A 10,057-nucleotide genomic window follows, 5' to 3' on the forward strand; every position below is an offset into this window, starting at 1 on the left:
GCCCGTAAAGGTCGACCCCATGACTTCGAAAAAAACCAATTCGCGCGCGGCTTCTGCCGTGCGTGCCCCTGCGCCTGCTCTCAAACCCGTGCTCGATGCCGTCGGCAAGGAGGCGACAGCACGCGAGTTCGCAGCTGCGTTGTATGAGCGTCTTTCGCCCGGCGAAATCGCCATGCATTCGCCCAAGCACTGGGCAGCCCTGGCCAAGGACTTTCAGGCATTCATGGCGACCCGCAAGCCGGGGCGCGCTTCCATCCGCGTATTCAATCCGGATGCCAAGAAGAACGGCTGGAGCATTGCGCGCAGCGTGCTGCAGATCGTGAATGACGACATGCCCTTCCTGGTCGACTCGGTGACGAATGCACTGGTCGAAAAGGGCATTGGCGTACAAGCGTTGATTCACCCGGTGTTGTCGGTAAGTCGCGACAAGTCCGGAAAGCTGAAAGCGCTGGGCGAGGGCGAAGACGAATCGGTGATGCACATCGAGATCGATCGACTTGATGGCAGCGATGCCAAGGCGCTCGAAAAAATGCTCTCCAGCGTGCTGGATGACGTGCGTGCCAGCGTCAACGATTGGCCGAAGATGCGCCAGAAAATGGAAGCTGCGGCTGATGCTTTGTTGGAGCGTCCAGGCCCGGTGCCGATGGCGACATTGGAGGAAGCACGCGAGTTCCTACGCTGGGCAGCCGCTAACCACTTCACTTTCCTTGGTTATCGCGAATATCGCGTCGAGAAGCGCGGCCGCGAGGACATGCTGGTGGCGGTGGATGGGTCGGGTCTGGGTCTCTTGCGTGATGAAGACGCCAGCAAGCCGCGTCCACTCAAGTCGATGGATGCACATCAAGTGCAACAAGCGGGCGTGTTCGACCCGTTGATTCTGTCCAAGACCAATGCGCGCTCCAACGTGCATCGCCGCGGCTACATGGACTACATCGGTGTGGTCACGTACGACGATAAGGGGCGTCCGCTTAGCGAGAAGCGTTTCATCGGCTTGTTTACCTCAAGTGCGTATAACCGTCGTCCCTGGGAGATCCCGGTCGTGCGTGCACGCTTCGAGCGTGTGATGACGGAATCCGGTCTACCCGAAAGCGGTCACAGCGCGAAAGCATTGCGTCATATCCTGGAAACGCTGCCGCGCGACGAGCTGTTCCAGTCCAGTGATGCCGAACTGCTCGAGCTGGGTAGCGGCGTTTTGGGTTTGCAGGAGCGCGTCGACAACAAGCTGTTCATTCGACGTGATCGTTACGGCCGTTTCTATTCGGTTCTGGTGTTCGTGCCGCGCGAGCGTTTCAACACCGACATGCGCTTGCGGATCGAGCAGATGCTCAAAGACGCCCTGTCGGCTGATCACATCGAAAGCCACGTGCTGATGGGTGATTCGCCGTTGGCGCAGCTGCACATGATCGTGCGTCCGCGCAGTGAGTCCGTAGACGTCGACTTCGACCTGGCCAAACTTGGCGGCGCACTGGCCGAGATCGTGCGCAACTGGCACGACAACCTCAACGACCTCTTGGTGACGCGTCATGGCGAGACCGAAGGTTTGTTGTTGGCCAAGCGTTTCGGTCGTGCTTTGAGCTCTTCATACATCGAACAAGCCAGCCCGGAAGCTGCGGCGGATGACGTCACTCAACTGGCGGCACTTGTCGATGACAGCAGCGTAGGTATCAGCCTGCGTACGGACCCATCGGCGAGCCATTGCTCGGATTGCATCGAGGTCAAGCTGTTCCGCCGCGGTGACAGCTTGTCACTCTCCGAAGTGCTGCCCATGCTGGAAAACATGGGGCTGCAAGTCGTCACCGAATACCCCTATAGCATTGAAGCCGACGGTCAGGCGTATTCGATCCAAGACTTGGAAGTGCGCCCACCGGAAGGCGTGATTCCTTCCGCGCAGGGCATCGAGTACTTCGTCGAGGCCTTCGGTCGCGTGTGGCACGGCGACCTGGAAAATGACGGCTTCAATCGCCTTGTACTCGGCGCCGGTTTGCGTTGGAAACAAGTGCAGATGCTGCGCTCATACTGCAAGTACCTGATGCAGATCGGTGTGCCGTTCTCGCAGAGCTATGTCGAAGCGACATTCGCCCGTTACCCGTTGTTGGCGCGTTTGCTGGTGGAATATTTCGAAGCGCGCTTCGACCCCGCCACCGGCAAGGAAAGCAAGGCGCAAGTGGCATCAGGTGCGCAGGCATTTGCCGCACAACTGAGTGCGCTGGCCATGGGGGATGCCGCGGCCGAAACCGCGCTCAAGCCGGTGGTGGCAGCGCGCAGTGCATCGCGCGAGGCCCAAGGCGATGCCGTGCGCACGGCATTGTTGTCATTACTTGACCGCGTCAAGAGCCTGGATGAAGACCGCATCCTGCGCAGCTTCATGGGCGTCATCGATGCGACATTGCGCACCAACTATTACATCGATTATCCGGATGGCAAGCGCAAGGATGGTGGCCCGGCCGACTACCTAAGCTTCAAGCTGGATTGCCACGAAGTGCCCGATCTGCCCAAGCCCAAGCCCTATCGTGAAATTTGGGTATGCGGCCCGCGTGTGGAAGGTATCCATTTGCGTTTCGGCCCCGTGGCCCGTGGCGGCTTGCGTTGGTCGGATCGTCGCGAAGACTTCCGCACCGAAGTGCTGGGCCTTGTGAAGGCGCAGATGGTGAAGAACACCGTGATCGTGCCGGTCGGCTCGAAGGGCGGCTTCTATGCCAAGCAACTTCCCGATCCTTCCGCCGGTCGAGATGCATGGTTCAACGAAGGTGTGGCCTGCTACAAGCGCTTCATCAATGGCTTGCTCGATATCACCGACAACCTATCGACCAGCGGCAAGATCCTGCCGCCTGAGGGTGTCGTACGTCATGACGGCGATGACCCGTATCTGGTCGTGGCTGCAGACAAGGGCACGGCGACGTTCTCCGACATCGCCAATGGCATCGCGCAAGCGCACGACTTCTGGTTGGATGATGCGTTTGCCTCGGGTGGCTCTGTGGGCTACGACCACAAGGGCATGGGCATCACCGCACGAGGCGCATGGGAGTCGGTCAAGCGCCACTTCCGCGCACTGGGCCGTGATTGCCAGAAACAGGACTTCACCTGCGTCGGCATCGGCGACATGTCGGGTGACGTGTTCGGTAACGGTATGTTGCTTTCGAAGCACATTCGCCTGATTGCGGCCTTCGACCATCGCCACATCTTCATCGATCCGGATCCGGACGCGGCGATCTCGTTCAAGGAGCGCCAGCGCATGTTCAAGCTGGCGCGCTCGTCCTGGCTTGATTACGACGCCAAGCTGATCAGTAAGGGTGGTGGCGTGTTCTCGCGTGCCGAGAAATCGATCAAGTTGAGCAAGGAAATGAAGGTCGCGCTCGGCATCGAAGCGGATGTCGATGCGCTAAGCCCGACTGATTTGATGTCCGCCATCCTGAAATCGCCGGTCGATTTGCTGTGGAACGGCGGCATCGGTACCTATGTCAAATCAAGTCACCAGAACAACGCCGATGTCGGCGACCGCGCCAACAATGGCCTGCGCGTCAACGGCAATGAGCTGCGCTGCAAGGTGATAGGCGAGGGCGGCAACCTGGGCCTGACTCAATTGGGTCGTGTCGAGGCTGCGCAGCATGGCGTGTTGCTCAACACCGACTTCATCGACAACTCCGCCGGCGTGGACACCTCCGACCATGAGGTGAACATCAAGATCCTGCTCAATGGCGAGGTGCAAAAGGGCAAACTCACACTGCCTGCGCGTAACAAGCTGTTGGCATCGATGACGAATGAAGTCGCCGACCTGGTGTTGAACGACAACTATCGGCAGAACCAGACCTTGTCGCTGATGGAACGCATGACCCAGACCCGACTGGGCTCCAAGATGCACTTCATCCGTTCGCTCGAATCGTTGGGCTTGCTGGATCGTCAGATCGAAGACCTGCCGAGCGATGCGGAAGTCGCAGAGCGCAAGGCAAAAGGGCTTAGCCTGACGCGTCCGGAACTGTCCGTGCTGCTGTCGTACTCGAAGCTGGTGGCTTATCCGGAGCTGCTGAAGAGTGACGTGCCTGAAGACCCGTATTTGTCGAAGGAATTGGTCCGCTACTTCCCTCAGCCACTGCAGGAAAAATATGCGAAGGGGATGGAACATCATCGCTTGAAGCGCGAAATCATCGCGACCGCGGTCACCAATTCCACCATCAACCGCATGGGTGCGACTTTCCTCATGCGCATGCAGGAAGATAGTGGCCGCAGCATCGGCGACATCGCCAAGGCCTACACCATCACCCGCGAGACGCTGGATGCACGCGAGTTGTGGGGGCAGATCGACGCGTTGGACGGCAAGGTCGAAGAAGCCACGCAGATCGATGCCTTGCAGGTGATCTGGGAAGTGCAGCGCAGCTTTACCCGCTGGCTGTTGTCGCGTCCGGGCGCCATACCTGGTATTCAGCAGGCGGTTGATCGTTATCACGATGGCTTCCGCGATATTCGTGCGGGCGAAGGCATCTTGCCGGATTCGCAGCGCCCGGCCTATGAGGCCAGTCGTAAGGAGTGGCGGGCAAAGGGTGTGCCGGCTGCATTGGCTGACCAGCTGGCTGCGTTGCCGTATCTGGAGCCCAGTCCCAACATCATCGAGCTGGCACGTGAGCGCAAGCTGCGCTCGATTGAAGTGGCCAAGGTTTACTTCCGCATCGCCGATGCGCTTCGCGAGCCGTGGCTGCGCGAGCAGATCGAGGCACTGAAGGTGGACGGGCGCTGGCACGCGGTGGCACGCGGCGTGTTGCGTGATGAACTGGCCACCCAGATGCGCAAGCTCACCGAGCAGGCACTCTCAATGCCTGGCAAGGATGCGGAAGCCAAAGTATCAGCATGGCTTGAGCGTGATGACGCAACATTGCGTTTCACACTTGCGATGCTCAACGAGTTGGCGACGCAGAAGACTTTGGATTACCCGACTGTATCGGTGGCGGTCCAGCGTTTGGCGCAATTGGCGAGCCGCGGCTGAATTCTGGCTGCAAAGATCGTTTGATCCGAATCGGGGCCAGTTGGCCCCGATTTTTTGTGGCCTAGCTCGCACAGCGATGGCAGGGTTCGCGTTATCCTCGGCAGATGTCCAAGCCCCGCATCGCCTTCCTAGCGAGCCCTGCCGATGATGCACAAGCTGCCTTGAGCAGCTTGACGCATGCGCATGGCCAGCACGTGCCTGCTGAAGCGGATGTGCTGGTTGCTTTGGGTGGCGATGGATTCATGCTGCAAACCCTACATCGGCATGGTGACTTGGCACGTCCGGTGTACGGGATGAAGCTAGGGACTGTCGGTTTCCTGATGAATCAATACCGTGTCGATGGCTTGATAGAACGCTTGCGCGCCGCCGAGCCGGCCGTGCTCAAGCCGCTCGAGATGGAAGCGCTCACCGAATCGGGCGCAAAAGTGAACTCACTGGCCTACAACGAGGTGTCGCTCCTGCGGCAGACCAGACAGGCCGCTCATATCGCCATCGACCTCAGCGGGCAAAATCGTCTGGATGAGCTGATCTGCGATGGAGTCATGGCGGCGACACCCGCCGGTAGCACGGCCTACAATTTTTCCGCAGGCGGGCCGATCCTGCCATTGGGGTCGAATGTCATGGCGTTGACGCCAATCGCGCCCTTTCGCCCTAGGCGCTGGCGAGGCGCGGTGTTGAAGGCCGCCACCGAGGTCAAGTTCCGCGTCCTTGATCCATACAAGCGTCCGGTAAGCGCGACTGCCGATTCGCACGAAGTGCGTGACGTGGTGGAAGTCACCATTCGTGAATCCGGCACACATACGGTGACGTTGTTGTTTGATCCCGAGCACAATTTGGAAGAACGGATACTTAGTGAGCAGTTCATTGCTTAGGGCAGGGATGGATATTCGTTATCCTGTATGACTAGCTGAGGGGAGCATCGGGATGTGAGCAAATCTGGCGAAGCAGCAATGGCTGCGTTGCGCTCGTTCCCGGTTAGCCGCCTTCAGGCATGGTTGCTGGGGTTGCTCGCCCTGCTGATCGGCTTGGTGCTGACTGCCTGGATAAGCCATGTGGAATGGGGGCGCCAACACACTGAACGTGAGCGTGCCCTCAATGTTGCGGCCAGGGACGTTGAAATCGCTCTGCGCGGTGAATTGGCATCGTGTGAATTGCTCTTGCGCTCCATGCAATCGGTATATCTCGCATCGCGGGATGTCAGTGACAGCGAGTTTCAGGCGGCTTTTGAAGGGCTTCGGGCGCTTCGGCACCTGCCTAGCTTGCAGGCGCTGTCATTGGCGAAGAAAGTGGAACGCCCGGATGGCATGCACTACATCGTCAGTGTCGTCGAGCCGCTTCATGTATCCAATGCGCACTTGATTGGGTTCGACATCAATAACCAACCCAATAGTCTGCGAGCGATCGAGCTGTCGCAGGACCTCAATGAAGCAGTAATGTCCGCCCCGCTACGTCTTAAACAGGCGCCGGAATCGGCATCTGAGGTCAGCGGTATCGTCATGCGTTTACCTGCGTTCACACCGGGTCCGGTCCCCACCACCGTAGCCCAACGCCGCGCACGCGCATTGGGCAGCTTGGGGGCATCCTTCATGATTCGACGCCTGGTGGAGGACGCACTGCGTGGTGACGCGGGCGATGACATGGCGATCGCAATTTTCGATGTCACGAATGGATCACGCATCCAGCTCTACAGCAACCAGTCCAAGGCGAGTTTACCCAGCAAAAATTTGATCCATCGAGAGATTTCGTTTGGCCAAAGAACATGGCGCATGGAGCTTGTCGATCTACGTCCGACACCCGTGTGGTCATCCTGGGCGCAGGTGCTGTTGTTCGGCACGCTGTCCAGCGTCTTGTTTGGTGCCTTGGTGTGGTCGATGGTGGGAACGCGCGGTCGCGCTATCGCACTGGCGCATGTCATGAGCGAGCGCTTCCGTACGAGCGAGCAACGCTTCCGCAGCCTGAATGAGCTCTTGCCCACCTTGGTCATGCTCTACGACGGCGCAACGGGGATGATCACGTACGCCAATCAGGCCGCGCGACGTCGCATGGGCATCCCCGCCGAGGGAGTCGAACTAAGTGCAGTAGCGCCTCACAGCGTGCTAGGGCAGCTGAGGGATGCGGTGCCGGGCCAATCGGTTGCATTCCAGGAGCAGTTGAAAGCAGCCGATGGTCACGACTTCTGGGCCAGTATCGTGGCCAGCGAAATCGAGTTGGAAGGACGCAACAAGTGGTTGATGGTGGCCAGTGACGTGTCCGAGCAGCGCCGTTTGACCGAGCGACTAAGTTATCAGGCAAGCCATGATGCATTGACCGGATTGCCAAACCGGCAGGAATTCGAGGCTCGTCTGCGCAGGGCGTTGGCCACAAATAGATCCGAACGCATGGCCCTGCTGTTCATTGATCTCGACCAGTTCAAGTTGATCAACGACACTTCCGGACATATCGCAGGTGATCAGCTGTTGGTGCAGTTGGCGATGGCGATGCGGGAGCAGCTGCGCGAAGAAGACGTGCTCGCACGTTTGGGTGGCGATGAGTTCGGCGTGCTGCTGCAGGATGTCGTTGATCGTGAAGCTGCGATGATGGTCGCCGAACGGCTTAGATTGGCTATTGATGGCTACGTATTCGTTTGGGATCGACGCAGCTACATCAGCAGTGCCAGTATCGGTGGGACCATGATCGAAGGACGTGGAGAGTCGCTCAAAGAACTACTCGCTCAGGTCGATACCGCGTGCTACACAGCGAAGGATGCGGGCCGCAATCGCGTGTACTTCTATTCGGACGACGACGTGGCCACGTTGCGCCATCGTGGTGAGATGGATTGGGTCAACCGGATTCGCTCCGCATTGGACGAATCACGCATGGTGTTGGCCTACCAGGAATTCATGCAATTGACCGGCCATGCCAACAAGCCGGCGCCATGCGTCGAACTTTTGTTGCGGTTGATGGACGAGGAGGGGCGTTTGGTCATGCCTGGCGCGTTCCTTCCTGCGGCCGAGCGTTATGGGTTGATGCCGCGCATTGACCGGTGGGTAATTGATACCGCGTTGGCAAACTTCGACCAATTGCATCCAGCAGGTTCCGGATTGGCACTGTGTTCGATCAACTTGTCGGCATCCACCCTTGATGAAGAGGGCTTCACGGCTTTCGTGTTGGATGCCTTTGATCGCCATGCGGTAGACCCCAGGCGGGTGATGTTTGAAATCACCGAGACCACGGCCGTGCGAGATCTCGTGCAGGTTTCGCGCCTGGTGGCTGAGCTTCGCACCATCGGCTGTCGCATCGCACTGGACGACTTTGGTGCAGGCATGTCGTCGTTTGGTTACCTCAAGACTTTGGGTATAGACACAATCAAGATCGACGGTGCCTTCGTGCTCGATATCGAAAGGGATGCCGTCTCTCTCTCCATCGTGCGTGCGATCACCGAAATTGGCCACGAACATGGGTTAGAGGTAATTGCGGAGTGGGTGGCCAATGAGGAGCAAGTGCACGTGCTATCCAGTCTCGGCGTGGATTACGGGCAAGGATTCGGCATCCACGTGCCGGAGTTGACCCTGTTCCAGCGATAAAATGCGCCGTGTCTCGGCATGTGCGACACGATTGCGGCATTCTATAGACATGGAAACGCATCCTCCCTTGGTGATTGCCATCACCGCCCGCGCCTTGTTCGACATGGAAGACAGCCATGATCTGTTTGAGCGAGAAGGCGTGGAAGCTTTCAGCACCTACCAGCGGGAGCATGAGGACGAGCCTCTTGCACCGGGTATAGCGTTCCCACTGGTTCGCAAATTGTTGGCGCTCAACAATGACGCGCCGGTGGATGCGCCCCGTGTTGAAGTGATCCTGCTGTCGCGTAATTCGGCCGATACAGGTCTGCGCATATTCAATTCAATCCAGCATCACGGACTGGACATGCGCCGCGCGACATTCACATCCGGGGCGCCGGTGTGGCCTTACATCAAACCATTTGGCGCGCAGCTGTTTCTCTCTGCCAACCCCGAGTCCGTGCGACGGGCTTTGGAGGCAGGCATAGGCGCTGCCACTATTCTTCCGGCTGGCGCTGCTGAGTCCCGGCATGATCAATTGCGCATCGCGTTCGATGGTGATGCCGTTATCTTCGGCGACGAGAGTGAGCGCGTTTCACGCGAGAAAGGCATCGTGGCTTTTGGCATTCACGAACGAGAGCGCGCACACGAGCCACTCTCGGGCGGCCCATTTCGCGGGTTCTTGCAGGCATTGCACGACTTGCAGGCGGCGTTTCCAGTGGGCGAGAAGGCGCCCATTCGCACGGCGCTGGTAACCGCGCGATCAGCGCCGGCGCATGAGCGCGTGATCCGCACCTTGCGCGAGTGGGGCGTCCGGTTGGACGAAGCTCTGTTTCTGGGCGGTCGCGACAAAGGTGAGTTTCTGGAGGCTTTTGGCGCGGATATCTTCTTTGATGACTCTCTCCACAACATCGATTCCGCACGTCGCCATGTGGCCGCCGGCCATGTGCCGCATGGCGTGGCGAACGATGCCAGCTATGCGGGTTAAATCGACTTCGGCAAGACGATATTGCCCAGTCGCCAGCGCAGGCCTTGGCGTTCAAACACGAAGTCCACCGGCTTTCCATCAGCGCTTTTCACCGTGGCAATGAATCGTGAAGGAGATACAAAACGTGTTTGTGCGTCCTTGAGCGGGTCGTAAGGCTTGGGGCCTGCAGTCAGTCCTCCTTCTACATCCACATTTCCACTGGCGCGCTGGACTAGTGCGTGACCTTGCAGCAACACCGCGATGCCGGCTGGCGAGACCATGGCATCGACTGCGCTATCTGAAAGCATGCCCGCGACACCCGAAGCCATGCCGCCCACGGCTTGATCGCCTAAACGGCGCCCGATCTCACGCGCCATACGATCTTCGATTTGTGCTTTCACGTTGGATCGCAACATGGGGTAGTCCACATGGCGTTCCAACTGTTGGATGTTCTTTTCTTCGATGGCTTGGCGAATGCCGTGAATCGCCATGTACGGGCCGGCAGCAATCCACCCCGCAGCTGCGAGTACAGCGATCACCATCATCACCAGCAGGCCACGAGCTGTCTTGTTCATT

General features: G+C 58.8%; 5 protein-coding genes. 4 read left to right on the forward strand and 1 reads right to left on the reverse strand.

Going from position 1 to position 10,057, the window contains the following annotated elements:
* Window positions 1-19: 19 nt before the first annotated feature.
* The 4 genes from BW989_RS09785 to BW989_RS09800 all read left to right on the forward strand — a co-directional run bounded on the left by BW989_RS09785 (window position 20) and on the right by BW989_RS09800 (window position 9,502).
* A complete protein-coding gene (locus tag BW989_RS09785; protein WP_076587769.1) occupies window positions 20-4,975 on the forward strand; it encodes an NAD-glutamate dehydrogenase in 4,956 nt (1,651 codons plus the stop codon).
* A gap of 104 nt (window positions 4,976-5,079) precedes the next feature.
* The gene (locus BW989_RS09790; RefSeq protein WP_076587771.1) at window positions 5,080-5,847 is read left to right on the forward strand and encodes an NAD kinase; all 768 of its coding nucleotides are present in this window, start codon (window positions 5,080-5,082) and stop codon (window positions 5,845-5,847) included.
* Window positions 5,848-5,901: 54 nt separating this feature from the next.
* On the forward strand, window positions 5,902-8,538 hold the full coding sequence (locus tag BW989_RS09795; protein WP_165688585.1) for a bifunctional diguanylate cyclase/phosphodiesterase: 2,637 nt from the start codon (window positions 5,902-5,904) through the stop codon (window positions 8,536-8,538).
* A 49-nt stretch (window positions 8,539-8,587) separates the two neighbouring features.
* Window positions 8,588-9,502, forward strand: coding sequence for a 5'-nucleotidase (locus BW989_RS09800; RefSeq protein ID WP_076587775.1), 915 nt, complete (start codon window positions 8,588-8,590; stop codon window positions 9,500-9,502).
* On the opposite strand, the gene BW989_RS09805 is transcribed toward BW989_RS09800, so the two are convergent.
* The gene (locus BW989_RS09805; protein WP_076587777.1) at window positions 9,499-10,056 is read right to left on the reverse strand and encodes a DUF2939 domain-containing protein; all 558 of its coding nucleotides are present in this window, start codon (window positions 10,054-10,056) and stop codon (window positions 9,499-9,501) included. The genes BW989_RS09800 and BW989_RS09805 overlap by 4 nt on opposite strands.
* Window position 10,057 lies beyond the last annotated feature (1 nt).

Source organism: Solilutibacter tolerans (assembly GCF_900155935.1).
GTDB lineage: Bacteria > Pseudomonadota > Gammaproteobacteria > Xanthomonadales > Xanthomonadaceae > Solilutibacter > Solilutibacter tolerans.